This window comes from Blastococcus sp. HT6-4, from assembly GCF_039679125.1.
In the GTDB taxonomy this organism is placed as follows: Bacteria; Actinomycetota; Actinomycetes; order Mycobacteriales; family Geodermatophilaceae; genus Blastococcus; species Blastococcus montanus.
On record NZ_CP155551.1, the window covers coordinates 548,731 to 571,415 of the forward strand.

At 72.2% G+C, this 22,685-nt stretch carries 21 protein-coding genes and 1 tRNA gene; 10 read left to right on the plus strand and 12 right to left on the minus strand.

Features of this window, described 5'->3' with window-relative positions; genetic code table 11:
* The first annotated feature begins 4 nt into the window (after nt 1-4).
* Complete coding sequence (cysS, locus tag ABDB74_RS02580; RefSeq protein ID WP_346621515.1) at nt 5-1,408, plus strand: cysteine--tRNA ligase; 1,404 nt, start codon at nt 5-7, stop codon at nt 1,406-1,408.
* Nucleotides 1,408-2,370, plus strand: a complete 963-nt coding sequence (rlmB, locus tag ABDB74_RS02585; protein WP_346623843.1) for a 23S rRNA (guanosine(2251)-2'-O)-methyltransferase RlmB — start codon at nt 1,408-1,410, stop codon at nt 2,368-2,370. Before cysS ends, rlmB begins: the two co-directional genes overlap by 1 nt.
* 65 nt (nt 2,371-2,435) lie before the next feature.
* Here the strand turns inward: rlmB and ABDB74_RS02590 are convergent, their stop codons facing one another.
* The 3 genes from ABDB74_RS02590 to ABDB74_RS02600 form a co-directional block, all read right to left on the minus strand.
* Nucleotides 2,436-3,716, minus strand: coding sequence for a DUF445 family protein (locus ABDB74_RS02590; RefSeq protein WP_346621517.1), 1,281 nt, complete (start codon nt 3,714-3,716; stop codon nt 2,436-2,438).
* 45 nt (nt 3,717-3,761) lie between these two features.
* Nucleotides 3,762-5,021, minus strand: a complete 1,260-nt coding sequence (locus ABDB74_RS02595) for a trypsin-like peptidase domain-containing protein (RefSeq protein ID WP_346621518.1) — start codon at nt 5,019-5,021, stop codon at nt 3,762-3,764.
* A 106-nt stretch (nt 5,022-5,127) separates the two neighbouring features.
* Complete coding sequence (locus tag ABDB74_RS02600; RefSeq protein ID WP_346621519.1) at nt 5,128-5,901, minus strand: ABC transporter permease; 774 nt, start codon at nt 5,899-5,901, stop codon at nt 5,128-5,130.
* A gap of 158 nt (nt 5,902-6,059) precedes the next feature.
* Between ABDB74_RS02600 and ABDB74_RS02605 the strand changes: the two genes are divergently transcribed.
* The gene (locus ABDB74_RS02605) at nt 6,060-6,728 is read left to right on the plus strand and encodes a hypothetical protein (RefSeq protein ID WP_346621520.1); all 669 of its coding nucleotides are present in this window, start codon (nt 6,060-6,062) and stop codon (nt 6,726-6,728) included.
* Between the two features lie 207 nt (nt 6,729-6,935).
* Here ABDB74_RS02605 and ABDB74_RS02610 read toward each other — a convergent pair whose 3' ends face one another.
* On the minus strand, nt 6,936-7,238 hold the full coding sequence (locus ABDB74_RS02610) for a hypothetical protein (RefSeq protein ID WP_346621522.1): 303 nt from the start codon (nt 7,236-7,238) through the stop codon (nt 6,936-6,938).
* A 287-nt stretch (nt 7,239-7,525) separates the two neighbouring features.
* Between ABDB74_RS02610 and ABDB74_RS02615 the strand changes: the two genes are divergently transcribed.
* Nucleotides 7,526-7,771 carry a hypothetical protein gene (locus ABDB74_RS02615; RefSeq protein WP_346621523.1) on the plus strand — a complete coding sequence of 82 codons (246 nt, stop codon included), beginning with the start codon at nt 7,526-7,528 and terminating at the stop codon, nt 7,769-7,771.
* Between the two features lie 51 nt (nt 7,772-7,822).
* Here the strand turns inward: ABDB74_RS02615 and ABDB74_RS02620 are convergent, their stop codons facing one another.
* The 7 genes from ABDB74_RS02620 to ABDB74_RS02650 form a co-directional block, all read right to left on the minus strand.
* A complete protein-coding gene (locus tag ABDB74_RS02620) occupies nt 7,823-8,125 on the minus strand; it encodes a hypothetical protein (protein WP_346621524.1) in 303 nt (100 codons plus the stop codon).
* Between the two features lie 25 nt (nt 8,126-8,150).
* Nucleotides 8,151-9,224 (minus strand): hypothetical protein, encoded by a 1,074-nt coding sequence (locus ABDB74_RS02625; protein WP_346621526.1) that lies wholly within the window; start codon nt 9,222-9,224, stop codon nt 8,151-8,153.
* A 77-nt stretch (nt 9,225-9,301) separates the two neighbouring features.
* The gene (locus ABDB74_RS02630; protein WP_346621527.1) at nt 9,302-11,068 is read right to left on the minus strand and encodes a hypothetical protein; all 1,767 of its coding nucleotides are present in this window, start codon (nt 11,066-11,068) and stop codon (nt 9,302-9,304) included.
* 147 nt (nt 11,069-11,215) lie between these two features.
* Nucleotides 11,216-11,542: a hypothetical protein gene (locus tag ABDB74_RS02635; protein WP_346621528.1), complete on the minus strand. Its 327-nt coding sequence runs from the start codon at nt 11,540-11,542 to the stop codon at nt 11,216-11,218.
* Nucleotides 11,543-11,650: 108 nt separating this feature from the next.
* Nucleotides 11,651-12,019 carry a hypothetical protein gene (locus tag ABDB74_RS02640; protein WP_346621530.1) on the minus strand — a complete coding sequence of 123 codons (369 nt, stop codon included), beginning with the start codon at nt 12,017-12,019 and terminating at the stop codon, nt 11,651-11,653.
* 27 nt (nt 12,020-12,046) lie between these two features.
* Nucleotides 12,047-13,507 carry a hypothetical protein gene (locus tag ABDB74_RS02645; RefSeq protein WP_346621532.1) on the minus strand — a complete coding sequence of 487 codons (1,461 nt, stop codon included), beginning with the start codon at nt 13,505-13,507 and terminating at the stop codon, nt 12,047-12,049.
* Nucleotides 13,504-14,523 carry a hypothetical protein gene (locus ABDB74_RS02650; RefSeq protein ID WP_346621533.1) on the minus strand — a complete coding sequence of 340 codons (1,020 nt, stop codon included), beginning with the start codon at nt 14,521-14,523 and terminating at the stop codon, nt 13,504-13,506. The genes ABDB74_RS02645 and ABDB74_RS02650 overlap by 4 nt, the downstream gene beginning before the upstream one ends.
* A 103-nt stretch (nt 14,524-14,626) precedes the next feature.
* On the opposite strand from ABDB74_RS02650, the gene ABDB74_RS02655 reads away from it, so the two are divergent.
* From ABDB74_RS02655 to ABDB74_RS02680, 6 genes are all read left to right on the plus strand, one after another.
* Nucleotides 14,627-15,181, plus strand: a complete 555-nt coding sequence (locus tag ABDB74_RS02655; protein WP_346621535.1) for a hypothetical protein — start codon at nt 14,627-14,629, stop codon at nt 15,179-15,181.
* An 884-nt stretch (nt 15,182-16,065) separates the two neighbouring features.
* A complete protein-coding gene (locus ABDB74_RS02660; protein ID WP_346621537.1) occupies nt 16,066-16,959 on the plus strand; it encodes a hypothetical protein in 894 nt (297 codons plus the stop codon).
* Nucleotides 16,944-20,483, plus strand: coding sequence for a DEAD/DEAH box helicase (locus ABDB74_RS02665; RefSeq protein WP_346621538.1), 3,540 nt, complete (start codon nt 16,944-16,946; stop codon nt 20,481-20,483). The genes ABDB74_RS02660 and ABDB74_RS02665 overlap by 16 nt, the downstream gene beginning before the upstream one ends.
* A gap of 332 nt (nt 20,484-20,815) precedes the next feature.
* A complete protein-coding gene (locus ABDB74_RS02670; RefSeq protein ID WP_346621539.1) occupies nt 20,816-21,382 on the plus strand; it encodes a hypothetical protein in 567 nt (188 codons plus the stop codon).
* Entirely contained in the window at nt 21,361-21,999 is a 639-nt protein-coding gene (locus tag ABDB74_RS02675; RefSeq protein ID WP_346621541.1) for a hypothetical protein, read from the plus strand. The genes ABDB74_RS02670 and ABDB74_RS02675 overlap by 22 nt, the downstream gene beginning before the upstream one ends.
* A gap of 120 nt (nt 22,000-22,119) precedes the next feature.
* Nucleotides 22,120-22,192: transfer RNA gene (locus tag ABDB74_RS02680), tRNA-Thr, on the plus strand.
* On the opposite strand, the gene ABDB74_RS02685 is transcribed toward ABDB74_RS02680, so the two are convergent.
* Nucleotides 22,192-22,590 (minus strand): DUF5313 family protein, encoded by a 399-nt coding sequence (locus ABDB74_RS02685; protein WP_346621542.1) that lies wholly within the window; start codon nt 22,588-22,590, stop codon nt 22,192-22,194. The two genes, ABDB74_RS02680 and ABDB74_RS02685, sit on opposite strands and share 1 nt — an antisense overlap.
* Nucleotides 22,591-22,685 lie beyond the last annotated feature (95 nt).

Genomic DNA, 22,685 nt, shown 5'->3' on the forward strand with positions numbered 1-22,685 from the left:
CGCAGTGAGCCTCCGCCTCTTCGACACCGCAGCCCGTGCGGTCCGGGACTTCGTCCCCCTGCGTCCGGGAGAGGCGTCGCTCTACGTCTGCGGGCTCACCGTCCAGGGTCCGCCCCACGTGGGCCACGTGCGCGCCGCCCTCGTCTTCGACGTGCTGCGCCGCTGGCTGACCGCGCAGGGGCTCGACGTCACCTACGTCCGCAACGTCACCGACATCGACGACAAGATCCTGGCCAAGGCCGACGCGAACGGTGTCCCGTGGTGGGCCTGGGCCTACGAGAACGAGCGCGCCTGCACCCGCGCCTACGACGTCCTCGGTGTCCTGCCGCCCACCTACGAGCCGCGGGCGACCGGGCACATCACCGACATGGTGGAGCTGATGGCCCGCCTGATCGAGCGCGGGCACGCCTACGCGGTCGACGGCGACGTCTACTTCGACGTGCGGTCCTTCCCCGAGTACGGCGCGCTGACCGGGCAGAAGCTCGGCGACCTCCAGCCCGCGGCCGACACCGAGACCGACGAGCGCAAGCGGGACCCGCGCGACTTCGCGCTGTGGAAGGCGGCCAAGCCCGGTGAGCCGGAGACCGCGTCCTGGCCGACGCCCTGGGGTCGCGGCCGGCCCGGCTGGCACCTGGAGTGCTCGGCGATGGCCGAGCGCTACCTCGGTGCGGAGTTCGACATCCACGGCGGTGGTCTGGACCTGCGCTTCCCGCACCACGAGAACGAGCAGGCGCAGTCCCGCGCCGCCGGCGACGGTTTCGCGCAGTACTGGCTGCACAACGGCTGGGTGACCCTCGGCGGCGAGAAGATGAGCAAGTCGCTGGGCAACACAGCGTTGGTCGACGAGGTGGTCCGCCGGGTCCGCCCCGTGGAGCTCCGCTACTACCTGGTGGCGCCGCACTACCGCTCGACGATCGAGTTCACCGACGCCGCGCTGGAGGAGGCCGGGCAGGCCTACCGCCGCATCGAGTCCTTCGTGAAGCGCGCGGCGGAGCGGGTGGGCGCCGACGCCGGGTCGCGGGTCCTGTGCGCCGACTTCAGCGCAGCGCTGGACGACGACCTCGGGACGCCGGCCGCCGTCGCCGCGATCCACGAGCTGGTGCGCGAGGGCAACACCGCGCTCGCCGACGGGAACGACGCCGCCGTCGCAGGCCCCCTCGGGTCGGTCCGTGCGATGCTGGCGGTGCTGGGCCTGGACCCGCTGGACCCGCAGTGGGCCACCGGCGGCAGCGACGAGCGGCTGGCCCAGGTGACCGACGGCCTGGTGTCCCTGGCCCTCGAGCAGCGCCAGGCCGCCCGCGCACGCAAGGACTTCCCGGCGGCGGACGCGATCCGCGACCAGCTCGCCACCCTCGGCGTCTCCGTCGAGGACACCCCCCAGGGACCCCGATGGGAGCTGACCCGCTGATGGCCGGCAACAGCCAGCGCCGCGGCCGCACGACCGGTGCGGGCAAGAAGACCGCGACGGCCGGGACCGGCGGCAAGAACCGCCGGTCGCTGGCCGGCCGGGGCGCCACCCCGCCCGCCGAGGCGCGGCCCGGCCATCCGGCCCAGCGCCGGGCGGCGGCCGACGCGAAGGCGCGGGCCGACCGGGCCCGCGCCCGGCAGCGCGCCGAGGAGTCGCCCGAGCTGCTGCTCGGCCGCAACCCGGTCGTCGAGGCGCTGCGCGCCCAGATCCCCGCGACGGCGCTGTACGTCGTCACCGGCGACACCACGCGGGGCGGCACCGACGAGCGGATCGCCGAGGCCCTCGCGCTGGCGGCGGACCGCGGTCTGCCGCTGCTCGAGGTCGGCAAGGGCGAGTTCGACCGGATGTCCCAGGGCGCCCTGCACCAGGGCATCGGCCTGCAGGTGCCGCCGTACGACTACGCGCATCCGGACGACCTCCTCGACGTCGCACGGAACTCGGGCCGCACGCCGCTGGTCGTGGCGATGGACGGCGTCACCGACCCGCGCAACCTCGGTGCGGTCGTCCGCTCCGCCGCCGCCTTCGACGCGCACGGGGTCGTCGTCCCGCAGCGCCGGGCCGTGGGCATGACCGCCTCGGCGTGGCGCACCAGCGCGGGCGCGGCGGCCCGGCTGCGTGTCGCCCGTGCCGTCAACCTGCCGCGAGCGCTCGCGTCCTACCAGGACGCCGGGCTGCAGACCGTGGGCCTGGCCGGTGACGGCGACGTCGACCTGCACGAGTACGACGGCTTCGCCGACCCGGTGGCGCTGGTCGTGGGCGCCGAGGGCACCGGCCTGTCGCGGCTGGTGCGGGAGAAGTGCGACGTCGTCGTGCGCATCCCCATCGACCGCGCCACCGAGTCCCTCAACGTCAGCGTCGCCGCGGGCATCGCCCTCTACGCCGCCGCGGCCGCCCGCCGGTGACGGTGTGCGCTGATGCGCGGTTCTGAGCCGCCGAACTGCGCATCAGCGCACACGGACCGGGCGCGTCAGCCGAGCAGCTGGGCGACCGTGTAGATGACCAGGCCGGCGAGGCCGCCGACGACGGTGCCGTTGACCCGGATCCACTGCAGGTCGCGGCCCACCTGCAGCTCGATCCGGCGGCTGGTCTCCTCGGTGTCCCACCGGGCGACGGTGCTGCTGACCAGCTCGGCCAGATCGCCGGAGAACCGCTCGACCAGGTAGCCGGCGACGCCGTGTGCGTGCCGCTGCACCAGCTCGCGCACGGTCGGGTCGGTGCGGAGCATCGTGGCGCCGTCGAGGATCAGCGCCGTCAGACGGGTCCGCAGCTCCGAGTCGGGATCGGCGGCGGCCACGAGCACCGCGTTCTTGGCGTTGGTCCACAGCGAGCCGGACCACGTGCGGACGGCGGGGTGCTCGAGGACCTCCCGCTTCAGCTCCTCGACGCGGGCGGCGGTGGCGGGATCGGTCCGGAGCGCGTGGACGTAGGCGCGCAGGCGGGCGTCGTAGGACCTCCGCAGCTCGTGCCGCGGATCGGCGCCCACCTCGTCGAAGAAGCCCTGCAGGCCGGCGAAGACCCGGTCGAAGACGCGGTCGTCGACCCAGTCGGGCACCCAGGCGGGGGAGGCGTCGCCCAGCTGCGCCCGGAACACCAGCCGGTTCTCGTGCAGGAAGCGGGCCATCAGGCGCAGCGCGGCCGAGAGCACCTCCTGGTGCCGGTCGCCGTCGACGACCAGCTCCAGGACGCGGGCCAGGGCCGGCGCCGCCGGGGTCTCGTGCAGCTTGCGGTCCACCAGGGCGGCGACCGCCGGCTCGAGGTCCTCGTCCCGCAGGAGCTCGGTCAGCGCGGTGACGGCGGCGGCGGCGTCGCCGGCCAGCCGCTCGGCCCGTCCCGGTGCGCTGAGCAGCCCACCCAGGCGACCGGGGACGTCGATGGTGGTGAGCTTCTCCTCGACGACGGCGCGGGTCAGGAAGTTCTCCTGCACGAAGGTGCCCAGGCTCTCGCCGATCTGGTCCTTCTTGCGCGGGATGATCGCGGTGTGCGGGATCGGCAGCCGCAGCGGGTGCCGGAAGAGGGCGGTGACGGCGAACCAGTCGGCCAGCGCGCCGACCATCGAGGCCTCCGCCGTCGCCCGGACGTAGCCCACCCACGCGCCGGCGTCCTCGCCGATGAGCACGCAGGCGAGGAAGACCGCGGCGGCCAGGACGAACAGCCCGGTCGCCAGCCGCTTCATCCGGGCCAGGTCACGGGCTCTGGCCGGGTCGTCGAGCGACCCGGCCAGCGGCGCGGTCAGTCGGGGAGAGGCCACCCGGCCCAGCCTAGGGACGGGCCCGGGCGGCCTCTCCCGTGGGCGTCAGCCCGTCTCGCCGAGGGCGACCTCGACGGTGCGGACGTCCGAACCGCGCCGGACGGTCAGCTCGACGGTCTCGCCGGGGGCCTTGCTGCGGATCGCGGCGGTCAGCTCGGTCGAGGTGGTCACCGGCCGCTTGCCGACGGCGGTGACGACGTCACCGGCGCGCAGCCCGGCGTCCTCGGCCGCGCTGCCCGGCTCGACGGTGACGACCTCCGCGCCGGTGCCGACCTCGCGGTTCTGGTCGTCGGCGGCGGTGCTCGCCCGGACCCCCAGGTAGGCGCGGGTGGCGCTGCCGGTCCGGATGATCTCCTGCGCGATCCGCTGCGCGCTGTTGCCCGGGATCGCGAAGCCGACACCGATGTTGCCGCTCTGCGCCTGACCGCCCGGCAGGCCCGACGCGACCGTGGCGATCGCGGTGTTGATCCCGATCACCTCACCGGCGCCGTCGACCAGCGCACCACCGGAGTTGCCGGGGTTGATCGCCGCGTCGGTCTGGATGGCGTCGAGGACGGTGGCGTCGTCCTGCGTCGAGCCGGTGGCCACGGCACGGCCGGTGGCGCTGATGATGCCGTCGGTCACCGTGTTCGACAGGCCCAGCGGCGCGCCGATCGCGACGGCGACGTCACCCACCTGCACCGCGTCCGAATCGGCGAAGGTGGCCGCGACGAGGTCCGTGGCGTCGTCCAGGCGCAGCACGGCGAGGTCGAACGCGGGGTCGGTGCCCACGATCTCGGCGTCGTAGAGCGTGCCGTCGGCGGTGCGCACCTGGACGGTGCCCGCGCCGCCGCCCCCGCCCGCGACGACGTGGTTGTTGGTGAGCACGTAGCCGTCCGAGGTCAGGACGACGCCGGACCCGCTGCCCGCGCTGGACCCGCTGGCGACGTAGACGGTGACGACGCTGGGGGCGGCCTTCGCCGCGGCCGCGGTGGCGGTCGTGGCGCGCTCGGGGTTCTCGATGGTGACGCTCTGCGTGGCCGCCGTCGTGCCTCCGCCGGTGGTGGGCTCGTCGACGAGCGTGGCGACGCCGGCACCGGCACCACCGCCGATCAGGGCGCCGGCGACCAGGCCGGCCAGCCCGATCCGCAGCCGACTCCCGCGCGGGGGCTCGGGTCGCTCCGGGACGCTGGTCGCCGCGGACGGCAGACCGCCGTAGCCGGGGTAGGTCGGGGTCGCCATCGGCTGCGGGGTCGTCGGCTGCTGCGGTGGCTGCCAGACGAACTGCTGGCCCGCGCCCGGGTACTGGTGCTGCTGCTCGCTCACTGGTCTCGGTCCTCTCATCGCGCAGCCATCCGGCCGCCGCGTCGGTACCCACTGTCCGCCCCGCCACTGGCGCAACGCTGGACGGACCCTGTGAGCTTCCTGGGTGCTACCGCGGCACGGGCAGCACGCGGCCGCGGGCGACCAGCTCGGTGACGGCCCAGACGGCCAGCACCTCGGCCGCGAGCAGGCCGATCAGCACGAGCAGCTGTGCGGCGCCGGCCTCCAGCGGGCTGCCGCCGCCCAGCAGGACGCCCACGAACGCGCCCGGCAGGGTGACCAGGCCCACGGTGCGGGTCTGGTCGAGCGGCGGGATCAGCGCGGTGCCGGCGACCGGCCGGGCGACCAGGAGCACGGAGTCGCGTGGCGGCAGGCCGAGGGCGAGGGCGGCCTCGACCTCGCCGTGGCGGCGGTTCAGCTCGTCCCGCAACCGCCGGCCGGCCAGGGACGTCGCCGACATGGCGCCGCCGATGACGATCCCGGCGATCGGGATGACCGCCGTCCCCCGCAGGGGGACGGTGCCGCTGGCCAGCACCAGGCCGACGACCGGGGCGGCGCCACCGACGACCGGGAGCGCTGCCGCGGCCAGCCGGGGGCCTGCTCCGGGCGAGCGCAGCGGCAGGCCGGTGATCCGGCCGGCGGCGGTGGCGGTGGCGACGGTGACCATGAGCAGCACGAATGCCGCCGACAGCCACAGCGAGTCGACGACGATCAGCAGCACGGCGGAGACGACGGCGAGCTGGACGGTGGCGCGCGCCGCGGCGACCAGCACCGCGCGGTCCTCGCCGAGACCGGAGAGCCGGCCGCTGACGGCGGCCAGCGCGGTGAGGGCGGCGAGGACGACGCCGAGCCGGACGTCGACGTCGACCACGGAGGACCCCACGTGCGTCGATCCTGCCCGGTGCCGCCGGCCACCGAGGTGGTGGGTGATCGATTCGTGGCTGCGTGTGCATTCGCGGCCGAAGCCGGGTAGTGGCGCGAGCGTGGCCGGGGGGCGTGCCCTGCGGGCCACCCCGTCCCGTCGCGCCGTGGAGGCCTGCCGTGTCCGTCCGTGGTCCCTTCCTCCGCTTCCTCACCGGACTCGCCCTGGCCTGCGCGGCCGTGGTGGCGGTCGTCGGCGGGATCGCGTTACGCGGTCCCGGGGTGGTCGCCGTCTGCGTCTCCGGAGCCCTGGCCGGGTGCGTGGCGGCCGGTGTGGCGAGCGAGTCGGCCGGCCCCGGGCGCCGCTCCGCCGTGGAGGCGGCCGTGCAGGCGGCCGCCGTGACCATCGGGGGACTGCTGGTCGTCAGCGGTACCGCGGTCATCGCCGGCGGCGGGACGGCGCTGCTGCTCGTCCTGGTGGCCGGCTCGAGCTGGGCCGCGCTGCGCTGGCTGCGCGAACGCCGGGAGGCCGCGATGGCGGCCGGGTCGGACCTCCGTGCGACGTCCCCCGCCTGGGCCCCGGGCGCACCCGTCGCCGGGCTGCCGACCGCGGCGCTGGGGGAGGAGTGGCTGCGCACCGGCGACGCCCTGCGCGGACCGCTCGTGGCGACGGCGCGGCAGCGCCTGGTGGCCCGGCGGTCGCAGGTCCTCGACGAGCTGGAGCGCCGCGACCCGGCCGGCTTCGCCCGCTGGCTCGCCGCTGACCCGCTGCACGCCGGGGATCCTGCCGGTTTCGTGCGCGGCGAGCCCCCGCGCGCCGATCCCAGCACCGAGACCGAGGCCGCCTGACGTCCCTCGGGGCCGTCACCCTGCGCTGTCCCTATCCTTGTGCCGGGCCGGGAACTCATGTCCCGCCGGCGTGGCGTATGGGAACAACTCGGTTGACCTGCGACTTCGCGGCCCTTCCTGCTCAGCGCCCTACTGCATCTCGGGTGGCCGTGAGGCGGATCCTGGAACGCCGGTCGGTGTCTCTTGGGACGCCTCCTGTGCACCAACTCACTGCGACGGAGGGGCGTAAGGCTCGTAGCGCGACACCTGCCCCCAACGCCGCCATCCCGGAAGGGGGAGGAGGCCGAGCAGGCAGCCCTCGTAGCCGGTCTCACGCACTACACGCCCGTCCTCCAACGTCACGTCGACCCGCGAGCGCGCCAACGCGGAGGTCTCCACGACCCTGCCGGCGATGGTGGCACGAACAACGGCCTCGACGAACGCGACATCTTCGGGTGTGCGCTCGAGCTCCCAGCGGCCTCCACGGTTCAGCTGTCCCGCCTGGAGGACGATCTCGTCACCGAACGCCATCCACTGAACGGGAGCAGATCGGGGGTTGGCGGGCCTCAGCTCCCAAGAGGTGCCCTGGCCATCGAGGAACTCGCCCGTCTCGACGCGCGCGGAGCTCGCCAACTCGACGCGAAGGCGATCTGCGAGCCCAGCGAGCAGCGTCCCGGTGCGATCGTCGCCCCCACCCGGTCCGTCATCTGCTGCCACACCGGCATCCTGCCTGAGCGGACCGAAGCTCTCCTGACACGCCATGTCGCGGCGGCAGCAGCCGACCGCCGTTCCTGGCCGCGGTCGGGCAACATGCCCTCGTGCGCCGCATCGAGGTCGAGGTGTTCCCGATCGAGCCCAGCCGGTGGATCGCGGTCATGGAGGCTCCAGACGGCCCGTTCTCCACGGAGGCGTCTACGCCTGGTCTCGTTGAGCACGAGACCCGTAAGGCGATCGTGGAAGTACTCGGGTGGTCACAAGTGGAGGTCGTGTACCGGGACGATCTGGGCGATCAGTGGTCGCCCAGCAGGGCCGCGGAACAGGCCGCGCGGCTGCTGAATGGGTAGAAGTTCAACGAGATCCGCCGAGTCCGGAACCGAACTGATTCGTCTGACCGACTACGGCGAAGGGCGTTCCTCACGCACTGCGAGCAGTTGCTGCGTCAGCGACGTCAACAACTCGGGACGTTGGGAGAGGCAGCTGCCGGGGCCGAATGCTCGCTCCCAGACCGCGAGGACGGAGCGCTCGGTCAGGTCCTCGCGTACAGCCAGGGACGTGAGGCTGTCGATCTCGCTCGAGTACTCGTCCTGCGGGGCACCCATGTCCAGAAGGCCCTCGGGATCCGACTGGTTCACGACCTCGCCGACAGCGGACCCGAGCTGTTCCCACCACGTCCGGAGGACGTCCTCACGGCTCGTCACCGGGCCAGCATGGCAGGAGACCCGCTCAGGCACGGGTACGCGCGCGTCCGTGATCGTTCCCCCGAGTCACCTGGCGGTGCAGGGTGAACGGGTCGATGCCGGCGATGGTGGCACCGGTGATCAGCGTGGCGAAGCTGGTGACGTGGCGTGCGGCAGCCCACAGTCGGAGTGACCCGGCGGAGAACCCGAGCTCGCGGCCGAGGTCGGCGATCGCGAACGCCTTGCGGACCTGCTGGTCGGCGCCCACGTGCGCGCTGTTGCTGTCGAGGGCCTGCTTGCCCGTGTAGAGGACCGAGGTCGCAGGGGCGACCCGCGAGGTCTTGCCGGGCTTGTCCTTCGCCTGGAGCTCGGTGTGCCAGTCGGTGAGGACCTCGGCCTCCCACGGGTCGAGGGTGACGATCCGTGCCTCGATGCGTGCCTCGTCGTCGTTGGTAGCGCTCGGGCTGCCGGCGAGGGCGAGCTGCCGGGCGTCGCCGGTCAGGTCCGCGTGCCCCCACAGCACCTGCGGCGCCTCGGTGGTGGTCGCGGACGCCGAGCAGATGGCGACGGCCGCGGCCGACAGGTGAACGGCACGGGAGGAGACGGCCAGCCGGCTGGCGAGCCGCAGGATCAGCATCTCGTCGTGGGTGGCGGTGCGGACGGAGCCGCGGTCGTCCGTGCGAACCTGACCGGGAACGGGGTCGACGCCCGCAGCGGGGCTGACGACGTCGAACAGGCCGGCGTCGTACAGCGCGAGGTAGGCGCCGTGGACGACGTTCTTCCGCAGCCGGCACACGTCTCCTGCGCTGGGACCGGGGGCGTGGATGAACTCGGCGATGAGTTCGGTGGGCACGTCGTGCCAGGCGGTGGCGCCGGCGGCGGTCGCGGTGGTGGTGAACGCGGCCAGGACGCCGAGCATGTTCGCGGTGGTGTCGAGGTCGGGGCTGACCTGCTGCCAGATGTCGGCGATGAGGGGCAGGGTGGCGGTCAGGTCGCCGGTCATCTCGGCGGCGACGTCGACGGCCTGGACGAGGTCGATCGGGATCAGCGGGGCGATGGTCGGGTCGGTGCGGCGAAGTAGGGGCGTGTAGTCGTAGCGGTCGGCGGCGGCTTGCAGCACGAGGGGCTCCGGTCGGTGGTCGCGTGGTGTGAACGCGGTGCACCGTCCGGAGCCCCTGTGGCGTTGTCAGTCGCCGGTCAGGCGGCGAGCAGCTCCTCCTTGACCGAGGTCGAGCTGCTGCTGGGGATGGCCGCCGGGAGGTCGGCCAGCTCGCGCGCGAGGTCGGCCGCCACCTGGGGGTGCCGATAGGCCAGGTGCGCCCAGGCCTCGGCGTTGTGCAGCAGGGCGGAGAACACCAGGTCGAGCAGCTGCGCCTCGCGGCCCCAGCTGGCGTGCCGGTCCTTGACGTAGAACCGCTTCTCCAGCCAGCCGAAGAAGCTCTCGATCTGGTTGCGCTTACCGAAGGTCAGGCCGTACTTCTCGATGAGCTCCTCGGGGATGACCCGCACGTTGGCGATCATCGACCGCCAGGGCACCCGTCCATCCTTGATCGGCTTGGTCCAGCGCAGCTCGAGCGTGGCGGTGAACTCGCCGCCGCGCGCGCAGCGACGGGTGAGGGTGAGCAGCAGGTAGTACCGGCCGTCGGCGTCGCGCCGCCGCTCCACGCTGGTCGGCGTGAGCATGCCGAGCTTGCGGACGCGGCTGCCGCGCGTGGCCGGGCGGTCGGTCTCGTAGACGGCGCCGTCATCGGCGACCAGGTGGTGCTCATGGGCCACGCCGTCGACCTCGTGGCAGACGGTGTCCAGCGGGGTGTCGTAGCTGAGCTTGACCTGGTCCTTCTTGACCCCGTAGCGGCGGATCGTGGTGCCGGTGAGGTGGGCGTTCGCCGGGTCGGCCTGCGCCTCGCCCTTCTCCCGGGCGCGGGCGCTCTGGGGGTTCACGACGTAGACGCCGAACTCGGCGACGAGGTCCTGATACATGCCCGGCTTGCCGACTCCGTCGATCGTCAGCACCGGGAACACGTGGCCGGCGCGGCTGTAGAGGCCGCGCAGGACGCGCATGGCGACTGGGTCCTCGCCCTCGCCCGGGTCACCGATGTCCAGGCCGAGGACGACGCGGGTGTAGGTGTCGATGCCCTTTGTGGTGGCGACGACGTTGTACAGGCCGTGCTTCGCGCCGTGCTCCTTGCCGCGGGCGTCGGTCACGTCGTGGTGCACACGGGGCCGGCCCTTCTTCGCGCGGCTGCCGGTCACCTGCAGGACCGGGTGCCCGTTCTCGTCGCGGAGGACCCCACCGTTGTGGTCGACGACCTGCTCCTGGCGCACGTCGGAGGGGGCGTTGAGGACGGTGCCGTCGATGGCGACGATGTCCCACACCGCGGGGTCGATGAGCTCGCGGGGCACGTCGCCGCCCTCGGCGGCGCGCACCGCCAGGGCCAGCGGGATGGAGATGTCGGTGAGCCGGCCGACGAGGTGCGGCAGCGGGCTGGTCTTCTTCTCGGGGAAGAAGCGCCGCTTGCGCCACTTGCGGTAGCTGTAGCTGCCACCGGGGATTTCGCCGTTGGGCAGGGCGTCGGGCAGCAGGACGCCGTGCTCGAACCAGAACTCCTTGCGGATCTCGGTCCACACCTGCGGCAGCTCCTGGTCCAGCTGCTCGTTGCTGGCCAGCTCACGCATCGCGGAGCCGTAGAACACCCAGTACAGGTCGGGCAGTGGGGTGGGGCGGCCACCACGGACCCGGGGCAGCGCGGCGGTGAACGCCGGCAGCAGCGGGCTGCGGATGATGGTGCGGAACACCACGAGGTTGGCGGTCGCACCGCCACGACCCTCCTTCTTCCGACGAGGGCCGGCCAGGGGTAGGTCGGTGAGCGCGGGCCGGTCGTCGATCAGGATTGGGGTTGCGAGGCTGTTCGCGGTGAACTGCGCCTGGTAGCCGCTGGCGGGGCGCTTGTTGGAGCGGTGCATCGGGCGGTCCTTCGGACGTCGGGTTGGGACGTCCGGGGACCGTTCGAACGGGAAACCGCATCGGCAGTCGCCCGCGATGTGGTCGTGCGACGGAACAGCGACGAGCCCCGGCGGAGGCCGGGGCTCGTCGAGTCGGGGATGGTGCGGTCAGGCAGCGTGGGGCGGTGCGACCTCGTCGCGGACAACCGTCCGGGCCGCGGTGCGGCAGATGCGGCAGACGTCGGTGCGAGGCGTTTCGGCGTCGTGCAGCCGCTCGGCGTCGCGGTTGAGCCAGTCGACGTAGTGCTCCTGCCAGGTGGCGGGGAACTCGACGCGGATCAGCTCCTCGACGAGGTTGACGGCGCGGAACAGCACGTCTGCGCCGGGGAGATCGTGGCCGAGGTGTTCGACCGCGGCGGTGGCGAGCTCCTCGCGGTGGGCGAGCAGCTGGTGGCGACGCAGCCGGTGGATGGAGTCGAGCTGCGGGTGGGTCATGTGGGCCTCCGTTGGACGGCGCAGGGGACGGCGGGTTCGCCGGGTGCGCGGAGCGGTGTCCGCTCGATCCGGCACGGGTGCGGCGCCGTTCGGCGTCGCAAGCGGAGGTCAGTCCCAGCGGTTGGTGGTGCCGGTGGTGACGAGGTCGGCGAGCCGGCGGGCGGCCCGGTCGGCCTGGTTCTGGGCCCGTGCGGCCAGCGCCCCGTGTTCAGTCGCGCAGCGCAGGGCGGCGTCGAGATCGGCGTGGAGGTCGGCGCTGCAGTCCGGGCAGGCGAAGGGGCTGGTGTCGAAGGCCAGCAGGAGCAGCAGGTAGCGGACCCGCGCCGACGCAGCCTCGGTGACCGCGGCGGGGCGGCGGGGCAGGCCGTGGATGGTGTCGGCGACGGTGGGGGAGAGCCGGTCGGCGAGCAGCTGCAGGACGGCGGCGTCGGGCAGGTCGAGGACCTGCTCGACGGTGCAGGGGGTGTGGGCGGACATGGGCACGTCCTTCCGTCGGCCGGTCGCTCAGGCGGCGCGGCGCAGGGGCACCACGTCCGCGGCTGCGGCGTGGTGGGCGGTGATGGCGTTGGTGAGCAGCCCGTAGCTGAGGAAGTCGAGGAGCTGGCGGCGGCCGCCGAGGCTCTGCGCGCGGTCGACCAGGAGCGTGCGCTTGAAGCCGCTGTTGTGGCTCTCGCTGTCGCTGCGCAGCGTGTAGACGTCGAAGTCCGGCTCGCCCTCGGCGATCAGCCGGACGGCGTCGGGGCGCCCGACGTCCCCGGGGTGCTGCGGGTGCGGACTGATCCAGGCGAGGAACTCCCCGGTCGGACAGGGGACGGCGTAGCCGGCGGTGAAGTGATAGCGGCCGTTCTTGCGCCGCGGCCGCTTCACCTGTCGCCGCACCAGGCGGGCGAGCACGATGGGGCCGCCCTCGGCGTCGAGGCCCACCTCGCTGACCGCACCGTCGACGGCGGCGAGGGTGTGCGTGCACGGCCCGCCGTCTGTGTCGTGCTGCCAGGTGCCCAGGGCGTACCAGCGTGGGTTGCCTTCAGCCGGCGTGGTGCGGCGCCGGCCGGGCGAGCGGGACGTGGCGTGCACCTTGTTGATGACCACGACGCCGCAGGTGCTCATCAGATCGTCGATGTGCTTGCCGCGCAGAGCGCCGTCGTAGACGACGGCCTGAATCCCGCCGCCGGCCACTGCGTGCAGCCGCTTGAGCAGGTCGACGGCCGTGTCGGCCTCGGCACCGGGCCGGGGGACCCGATCGACGGCCAGCACGATCCGCTGGTGCGGGCCGTCGCCGCGCACGTAGAGGCCGACGAAGTTCTGCCCGTGCACCGGCCCGGTGTGGCCGTGGTGCTCTGCGCTGTCGGGGTCGTACCGCTTGCGCGGAGCGTCGATCGGGTTGCCCGCTGCGTCGAGGTAGACCGTGCGGGTGACGCCGTCCTCGTCCTTGACGCGCTTGGCGGCGGGCGGGCGGTACATGGGTGAGACGACGGTCCCGTCGCCGTAGACGACGCGGCTGCGGTCCGGGTGGCACAGCGATCCGGGGCCGTCGGGGCGCAGCAGCCCTGCTTCCTGGGCCTGGGCGACGGCGAAGTCGGTGAACTCCTCGCACAGCTCCTCGAGGACGTCCTCGGCGGTGAACCGCCGGTTGCGGGCGTACCGGTAGGCGTCCCAGCCCGGCGCCCGCCGCGGCGGTGCGGCGATCTCCAGGTCCGGTCGCTGCCGGCGCATCTGCTGGACGGTGTCGACGATGACCGACCACGTCGCCGGCTGGGCCAGCTCGATCTCCACACGGGCACCGGAGCGGAACACCCGGGCCAGCACCCCGTAGCCCAGCAGCAGGTACGGCGGGAAGTCGGCGGGCCGGCCTACCGGCCGCCGCTCGACCAGGGCGCCGAGTTGGTACAGCGCCGGCAGCCGGAAGACCGCCCGCACCTGCTCGATCGCGGTCAGCCCGGTGCTGCGGGCCCTGCGCCGGCTCATCGGGCGCCCCGCCAGTCCAGGCCGATGTGTGCGGCGGTGATGTCCAGGCTGCGGTGCCCCAGCACGCGGGCGACCTGCTCGATCCGTGCTCCTCGGTCGTGGAGGCGTCGGCCGGCCCAGTGCCGCAGCGAGGCCGGGCGTACGTCCGGTTCGGCGCCGAGGCCGGCGGCGGCGAGCACGTGGCGCAGCGCGTTGCAGGCGGCAGCCTGCGCCTTCGATCCACCCGGCGGCGCCGATCCGGAGTAGCACAGCAGCGTGTCCGTGGTGGCGCCGTTCTCCAGCAGGGTGGCGGTCCGGCGGTGCAGCACTCGGCGTCCCCAGGCCGACAGCTCACCGCGCCGAGCGTCGAGATCGCGCGTGCCGGGCAGCAGCACGCCAGTGGGCTGGTCGGGGTCGTCGAGATCCCGGATGCGGACCATCGTGACCTCGCTGGACAGTGCGGTGGCTTCGCCCAGCGCCCACGCCACCGCCCGCATCTGCGATCGGGCCCCGGCGCCCATCTGCGCACTGGCCCGGCACAGCCCGACCTCGTCGTCGGTCAGCGGCCGGGCGATCAGCTGACCACGCGGCGGAAGGACCAGATCGAGCGTGGGATCCGACTCGTGCAGTCCCAGTGCGCGCAGTGTGCGGAACAGCGTGCGCAGTGCGGTGCGGCGTGCGTGCCGGGTCGCCAGCTCAGGTGCTGCACCGTGCCGGGTGCGAGCCGACACGAACGCTGCGGCGTGTGCCGGCGAGACCTCTGTGTAGGACGCGACGCCCTGCGCGTGCAGTCGCCGCGTGAAGGCGGCGGTGGTCTCCAGCAGCCGTGCCAGCGAGCCATCGGTGTGGGTACCGGCGTTGCGCCAGTGCGCGACCGCGCGGGCCAGTTCGTCGTCCAGCGTGCCGGCCGGATCCGGAACAGCCAGGTGCTGGCCGTTCGGGAGGCCGGTGATCCTGCGTGCCACAGATCGCCTCCGGACCGGGGCTCGAACGTCCCCGGACGGCGGGCAAGGTGCGGGCGCCTCACCTGGCTGCATTCGCCTTCGCCGTTGTCACTGGCCATTCCTGTGGCGCCACGAGGTGCCGGTGTCGGACTGAGTTCTGGCCGGTCGTGGAGCTGTTGCTCCGTAGTGTCCGGCTGTGCGATTCACGCTCACCTACGACGGGCCGCTGCCCGGCAGCAAGCGCAATCCGCGATCGCAGCAGGCGATCCGCGAAGCACTGCACCCGCAGTTGGTGGAGTTGTGGCAGCACGAGCCGCTGCGCGATCGGCACGATCTCCTGAAGCCCGCAGGGGCCACGGAGATCTCCGTGCTCGTCGAGCGAAGCGGGCAGTTCTACGCGGCCCTCGTGCACGACAACCTGCACCTGACCGCAGAGCTCGACGTGCTCCTCCTGCGCCCCGAGTCGGCGGCCGGGCCGATCGTCCGAGGTGACATCGACAATCGGCTGAAGACGTTGCTCGACGCACTCAGTGCGCCTGCCCACGTGCAGCAGGTGCCGGAGGGCGCGCGACCCACGAGTGCGGATGATCCGCTGTACACGCTGCTGCAGGACGACCGGCTGATCACCCGCGTCACCGTGGAGACCGATCGGCTGCTCGCTCCCGTGCCGGAGAACTGGAACCGAGTTCTGCTGCGCGTCACGGTGAAGGCGCGGCGTCTCATCTGGGGCAACATGGACTTGGGCTCCTAGCGCGATCGGCACTGCGTCGCGATCGGCACTGCGTCGCGATCGGCACTGCGTCGCGATCGGCACTGCGTCGCGATCGGCACTGCGTCGCGATCGGCACTGCGTCGCGATCGGCACTGCGTCGCGATCGGCACTGCGTCGCGATCGGCACTGCGTCGCGATCGGCACTGCGTCGCGATCGGCACTGCGTCGCGATCGGCACTGCGTCGCGATCGGCACTGCGTCGCGATCGCACTGCGTCGCGCACTGCGTCGCGATCGGCACTGCGTCGATCGCGTCGCGATCGGCACTGCGTCGCGATCGGCACTGCGTCGCGATCGGCACTGCGTCGCGATCGGCACTGCGTCGCGATCGCGATCGGCACTGCGTCGCGATCGGCACTGCGTCGCGATCGGCACTGCGTCGCGATCGGCACTGCGTCGCGATCGGCACTGCGTCGCGATCGGCACTGCGTCGCGTCACTGCGTCGCGATCGGCACTGCGTCGCGATCGGCACTGCGTCGCGATCGGCACTGCGTCGCGATCGGCACTGCGTCGCGATCGGCACTGCGTCGCGATCGGCACTGCGTCGCGATCGGCACTGCGTCGCGATCGGCACTGCGTCGCGATCGGCACTGCGTCGCAATCGGCACTGCGTCGCGATCGGCACTGCGTCGCGATCGGCACTGCGTCGCGATCGGCACTGCGTCGCGATCGGCACTGCGTCGCGATCGGCACTGCGTCGCGATCGGCACTGCGTCGCGATCGGCACTGCGTCGCCAGCGAGCCACAGGCCACGACACGCTTTGGTTGCTACGGAGCAACCACCGACGGCGTTCGGGCCACATAGGATCTTCAGTGCTCTTGCACCAGATGCTGAAGCGGTTATCGGACGCACGGTCAGAGGGATGTCGAACACGGGGAACACCGCACCGGTGACGGCCGCGCGCGCGGCTGAGGTGGCGGCCGAACACGGCGATGAGATCAGCCAGTTCCTCACCGTGACGACGAAGGGGAGCCCGTCAGCGGGGAAGTGCAGCTGGCGGCTCGTGACCCTCGCGAGCCTCAGCGACGAAGAGCGCGCGGCAGTCGCCTGGCTCGTGGCCGACGCGATCATGCGATCCCGCTGCGGCAAGTCCCCGGTCTACGACGAGTGGCGCGCTGCTGTCCTCAGTGGCACTCCGGCGAGCGCGGCGGTTCAACGGCGGCTCCTGGCCTTCACGCGGAGCGTCTTCGGGACCACGGAGAAGGCGGGCAGCGACGATCATGTCCAGGGCCACGTCGCCGAGTGGCTCTGGTACCTCCTCATGCGTGAGCGGTCTGACGATCCCCGCAGGATCGTTCTGTTCGAGCCGCCCAAGTTCTCCGTGACCGAGCCCGGCCCCGATGGCTTCATCGTGTACGAGACCGACGGGGCGCCGCTGGTCTTCCGCCTCTGGGAGCTGAAGAAGCACGCCGGTGCCGGAAAGGTGGACAAGACCGTCCGCGATGCCTACGGGCAACTGCGCACCGAGGGCGACCGGTACCTCGCCCAGCTGACCGGCATCCACTCCGACAAGGACGGCGCACTCGGCGAACTCATCGCACAGCTCGTCGACCTCTGGGAGGAGGCCGACAGCCGCGCCGGTGTGGGGGTGGGTGTCACCTCGGGCTCGCCAGCGCCCAAGCGCTGCTTCTCGACGATGGGCACCCAGTTGAAGAAGTTCGGCGCGCCCGGGCAGCTCGAGGGCATGCTCTTCACTGTCGAGGACTACGTCGACCTCGCCGCCAACGTGAGGAAGTTCGTGTGGAACGCGCTCTGAACCGCGAACTGCTCGATGAGGCGCTCGGCACCCACACCCCCGGGGTGCTCCCGACAGTCGAGGAGCTGACCGCCCTCATAGCGAACGTCGAGATTCAGGCGTTCCGGCGCGACTTCACCGTCACCGACGAACTGCTTCGGCCGGCCTGGTACCTCCACGGCGTCGCCTCCGCCACCCAGGCGCCGGAGCTGTACTCCCGGCCAAGACAGCGGCGGGCCTTCGCTGTGAGTGCGCACATCTTCGATCTCGCGCTCAACGATCTCACGCGGGGCCGTCACGACCGACTCACACTGACCTTCGCGGCCCAGGTGGGGTACCGACGCGCGGAGTTCGACCCGAATGCCACCGCCGTCTACCGCCGGGTGACAGACCTCCTCCGCGATGACGAGGACATCGTCGACAACATCGACATCTTGGCCCTACAGGCGGGCGTCGCCTTCCTGGGCCTGGAGCCTCGCCGCCTCAGCCGACTGCAAGCGCGTTGGCGTCGCCAGCTCGCTGCGCTCGCCGACGAGGTTGGCCTGCAGAACCTGGTCACGACGATGTTCGGTCCAGCTGAACAGATCGTGCTCGCCACGAGCGCACTGTTGGCGTACTTGCGTAGCGGCGACGCGTCTCAGTTGGAGACCGCTCGGATTGCACTGGTCTCTGTGCTGGACCTGACCGCTGGGGAGGGGGACCACGACGCACGCTGGGTCGCTGCCCACCTGCTGCAGATCGCGGACAGCATGCAGACATCGAGCATCTGGACCGTACTTCCGCCGGACACCCCCGCAGCCGTGGCGCAGTCGTTCACCGTCGGCTCTCCTGCCGTCCTGACTCTGTGGCCACCGCAGCGCGACCTCCTGGCTAGCACGGCGCAGAATCCTTTGGATCCCGCCACGCGGCGGCTGTTGTTGTCCGTCCCGACCAGCGCGGGCAAGACGCTGCTGGCTCAGATCACCATCTGCACTCATCTTGCGACGCAGCGCGGCGATGTCTGCTACGTCACTCCCCTCCGGAGCCTGGGCCGTGAGATGCGCCAGGCATTGGCCAGCCGTCTGCGGGTGCTGAACCGCGAGCTGGGACCAGATGTCCCCGACTTCACCACGGCGAGCTTCGACGACATCCTGGCCTACCTCACCGAGAGCGGGCGCGGCGATGTCGAGGTGATGACGCCCGAGCGACTCATGCAGCAACTGAGGCGCGACCCCCAAGGGGTTCTCGACCGGTTCTCCCTCTTCATCATCGACGAAGCGCATCTACTCGCTCAACCCGGTCGGGGCTTCCTCCTGGAGTCGCTGCTCGGCTTTCTCAGCGCCGGAGATGCGCGGCTGGTACTGCTGTCTGGAGTCCTGGGGAATGCGGGGTCGCTGGCCTCGTGGATCGCTCCCGATCAGCCCGAAGCGCTGTACACGTCCGACTGGCGAGGCCCCCGGCGGATGCACGCCCTGCTGTACACGCAGCCGAAGTGGGAGGAAGCGGAGCAGCGAGCTCGGAGGTCGAAGAAGCGACCTGTGCGCGTGACGGTGCCCCTGATCGGCCGGCTACGGGTCCGTCCCGCCGAGGGGCAGACGGTAGATCTGGTCTCCCGTGAGTCCCTCGGCACCCTCGCGCTCAACCGGGCAGCTGACGGTGGTGATCAGGAGCGCGACGGGGGAGCCAGCACCCCCGTCTACCGGATGGTCGCCTCCTTCGCCTCGCTGCTGCTGCATGCCGGCAGCCTGCTGATGATCGTCTCGACGCGCTCGCTGGCGAGGTCCGCCGCGGAGGCGCTCGCGGAGCGGCTGGAGGTCGCCCCGGCGACTCGGGAGCTCGCCGCCTACCTGGAGGAGAGGCTGGGGCCAGAGCATCCGCTCATCGGCTGCGTGCGACGGGGCGTCGCGTTCCATCACGCCGGTCTACCGGTCGACGTGCTGGACGCCGTCGAAGAGGCCATCCGCTCCGACCAACTGCTGGCCGTAGTCGCGACCAGCACCTTGACCGACGGGGTCAACCTCCCGGTACGGACGGTTCTCATCTCCGAGACGGAGTACGAGGGGCAGCAAGCCGGAGCCAAGTTGGACGCCCCCCGGCTGCTCAACGCCGTCGGCCGGGCAGGCCGGGCAGGACGGGAGACCGAGGGCTGGATCGTCCTCGCGCTGAACAAGTCCCCGCAGCTGGCCGACTTCGCCCGTCTGCGGCCGGAGGCAGCAGCGCTTGAGGCCAGGTCGACGTTGCTGTCCGACGACGCTCTGGACTCCCTGGCGGCGGCCGAATCTCTGATCGCCGAGACGGCCGGCGCCATCCTGAAGCTCCCCCCTGGACCAGCTGCCGACTTCGCCGTCTACGTGTGGTTCGTCCTTTCGGCGCTCGATCGGCTCGAGTCCATCGCCGCGGCGCCCGACGTAGCCGCTGCCGTGCAGCGGCTACTCGGCTATCAGCAGATGAGCCAGGACCTCCGGGACCGCTGGCTTGCCTTCGCCGCCCAGGTCCAGGAGACCTACGGCACGACGGACCCGGTCCGTCGGCAGCGGTGGGCGGCGAGTGGCACCTCGCTGTCTACTGCGGTCCGCCTCGACGAGATCGTGGCCGAACTGGTCGGTGCAGTGACGGCGGCCTACCCGGCTGCTCCCGACCCGTTCGAGGACCCGGTGGACCTGGGTCTTGAGGAGACGTTGCGCCTGCTCACCGGTGGGAACCGGCTTGAGGCGCTGCTCACTCTTCCCGAAGCCGACGGCGCCTGGCGTTTCCGGGGCCGCCGCAACGGCGGGGAGGCCGTGTCCGTGTCCATCGGGCCGGCGCTGTCGTCCTGGATGGGAGGTGCGGACATCCCGCAGCTGGCGCAGCAGATGCTGCCCACGATCTCGGACGGCCCATGGCGGCTCGAACAAACCGTCGACGCGGTCAGCACTGCGTTCGAGCACTTTCTGAGCTGGATGGTCGGTGTCGTCGTCGAGCAGGCCAACGCTCGGCTCACCGAGGTGAACGCCGGCGTTCGGCTGCGCCCGGACCTGGCCTGGCTGATCCGCTTCGGGGTGGACACCCCGCAGGCGGTGGCGCTGCTCACGTCGGGGATCCAGTCACGCCGCCTGGCCTACCGGTTGGGCCGCGTCGCCCATGACCAGGACATGGGCGATGCCGAGCTCCGGGAGTGGCTGGGCGACCTGCACATCGCAGGCTGGCGCACAGAGTTCAACGCCAGCCCGCGGGAGGTGCTCGACCTCCTGGAGTTCACCCGAGCGCGACGGCGGAGTCTGCTCCGCAGCCTGCTGGAGACTGGGTCCGGTTCGGTGGCCGTGAGGCGGGCCGGCGATGTAGACACGCGGGACCCTACGGAGGCGCGTTCCGTCATCCTGCGGACCGCGGCCCGCGCGACCGAACTGTCAGTGCTGGATGGCGAGACCGTGCTAGGCGTCGTCGCGGCGTCGGACCACTCGGAGGCGGAGGCCGTCCTGGCGAGCGGTCTCGATGTGACGACCGTGCTCGCTGGCGACACCCTGACCTTCAACGTCTTCGAGGGAGCTGGCCAACGGGTCGCCGCGGAGGCCGACCCCGTCGCCTGACTTCGTTCTGCCAAACGCTCTCTCGTGGATCTTGGGGAGCCCATTGACGTCGAGGACGCTGACGCAACTGTTCCTCCCAGGCTCGAGGAAGGCGGGCTGGACGGCAACCGCCCGCCGGGCTCCGCTCCGACGAACTGAACAGAGATGAACGCAGCAGCGCCGAGGCGACCCCGCCCCGCCGCTCGCACCGGCGCACCGAAGGAGGTGATGTGCCGCGCCGGTGGCAGAAGCAGCGTGGCGATGCCCGGGCTCTGCTCGCACCGGCCCCCGATTGGAGGTGATGTGCCGCGCCGGTGCGGTGAAGGGCCGCGTGTCAGGGATACGGTCCCGCGGTGACCGAGGGTGGGCAGCCGACGCGGTTCCGCGAGCCGGACGAGCTGTCCTGGCGAGATCCGGTGTTCGTCGTCTGCCCGCGGTGCGGGAGTCGTGCGACGGTGAGGGCGACCGGTCGTTGTGCCGCTCGGCTCCTGTGCCCCAGTTGCACGCTGGCGCGGGAGTGGTCGGGGGACCGGCAGCATGTCCTGGTCGCCGGCCGGCCGGTCGCGCTGCGGCGGGACCACGGGTACTGGCTGCACCCGGATACCGGGCAGTACCTGAAGGACGACGAGTACGAGCTCGCCGAGGGGCGGGACGGCCGCTTCGGTGTGCCGCTGTGGTTGCGCACCGAGTGCTGCGGCGGTCACCTGCTGTGGGCGAACAACGAGGCGCATCTGGACTACCTCGAGGGCTACGTCGGCGCGACCCTGCGGGAGCGGCCGGACGGGCCGTCGGGGCTGGCCTGGTACCTGCCGGCGTGGATGAAGCAGGCGAAGCACCGCGACGAGGTGCTCCACGCCCTCGGTCGACTACGGACCTCGCTCGACGAGAAGGCGGGCAAGTGGACGCCACCGAGGACCTGATGCGCCGAGCCGCAGCGGCGGCCGCGCGGGTACTCGCAGACCTGTGGCCGGACGGCCGGGTGGTCGTGCACGCCGAGGACGTCAGCGCCCTGCACTTCGTGGTCGCGGCGGAGCACGACGGCGTCGTGGTGCGCCGGACCGGTGAGGTCATGGGCAGTGCCCTGTGGGACTCCATCGACCTGGGGGCGTCAGAGCCCTTCAAGCTGCTCGACGGCGCCCGCAGGACGCCGGACGGGAACGTGTCGGTCGAGCTACCCGCACGGCGCTTCCGCGGTCGGCCGCGGCCGCGGCGCTGGACCGGGGACGAGGTTGAGAAGCTCAGCCGGCAGCTCAACGCGATCGACACGGTGGTGATCGGTACGCGGGAGACGTTCTGCCGGGTGTGCGGCTTCGACGAGGAGGACGATCGCTACTTCGTCGGCGAGCCGCAGTACCTAATCTGCTCCTGCTGCGAGAGCGAGTCGGGGCTCGACGACTGGGGACCCGAGGAGGTGGGCCTCGCCCGGCGGGCGTGGATCGAGGGCGGTCGGACCTGGCGGTACGCAGAGCATCGGCCGGCCGGCTGGGATCCTGACGCCGCCCTCGCCGCGCTGCCCGCGAGGTGGCGGGACCTCTGACCAAGATGGCGACCGTCGACCACGACGCGAGCCCGCGCCCGGGCTCGCCGTCCGGACGCCGCCGCCGAGTTGTCCCCTGCGTTGTCCCTAGACTTGTCCCGGGACTTGTTCCCATGTCCCGCCGGCGTGGCGCAACTGGTAGCGCACCCGACTTGTAATCGGGCGGTTAGGGGTTCGAGTCCCCTCGTCGGCTCAGTCGAAGCTGCCCGCGCCGTCGCGGCGGTACCGCGCGGACCGTTCCAGCCGGTCGCGCTCCGCCCGCTCGGCGCGCACCCGGGCCGCCGTCCCCGGCTCGTACCCGGCCTTGACCACCCGGTGCTCGGTGGTCTCGACCATGTAGGCCAGCGAGAACAGCAGGCCCAGCAGGAGGCCGCCGAAGGCCGCGGAGATCCGGTAGACGAGCGGGACCGGGACGACGAGCAGGCAGACGACGATGAACGGGAGCAGCTGGACCACCGCCCGGGACAGGTGCCGCCACACCCAGGTGCGCCGCGTCGTGTCGGCCAGCACCCACGGCGAGAGCTCGCGGGGGAGACGCCCGCCGAGGGCGTACCAGACCCACTGCAGCGGGTTCGGGCGCCGGGTGGACACGCCTCGACGGTATGCCGTCGCGGCGTTCGGGGACGCCCGGCCGGCTCGGCATTGTCCGTCGCGGGAATCCGGAGCAGACTGCCGCCACCGCGCCG

Bases quoted from the DNA above. Each gene is read 5' to 3' on its own strand.
- rlmB (WP_346623843.1), top strand. From the start codon at position 1,408: ATGGCCGGCAACAGCCAGCGCCGCGGCCGCACGACCGGTGCGGGCAAG.
- ABDB74_RS02610 (WP_346621522.1), bottom strand. From the start codon at position 7,238: ATGGCGTTCGGTGACGAGATCGTCCTCCAGGCGGGACAGCTGAACCGT.
- ABDB74_RS02630 (WP_346621527.1), bottom strand. From the start codon at position 11,068: ATGCACCGCTCCAACAAGCGCCCCGCCAGCGGCTACCAGGCGCAGTTC.
- ABDB74_RS02635 (WP_346621528.1), bottom strand. From the start codon at position 11,542: ATGACCCACCCGCAGCTCGACTCCATCCACCGGCTGCGTCGCCACCAG.
- ABDB74_RS02640 (WP_346621530.1), bottom strand. From the start codon at position 12,019: ATGTCCGCCCACACCCCCTGCACCGTCGAGCAGGTCCTCGACCTGCCC.
- ABDB74_RS02645 (WP_346621532.1), bottom strand. From the start codon at position 13,507: ATGAGCCGGCGCAGGGCCCGCAGCACCGGGCTGACCGCGATCGAGCAG.
- ABDB74_RS02650 (WP_346621533.1), bottom strand. From the start codon at position 14,523: ATGCAGCCAGGTGAGGCGCCCGCACCTTGCCCGCCGTCCGGGGACGTT.
- ABDB74_RS02660 (WP_346621537.1), top strand. From the start codon at position 16,066: ATGTCGAACACGGGGAACACCGCACCGGTGACGGCCGCGCGCGCGGCT.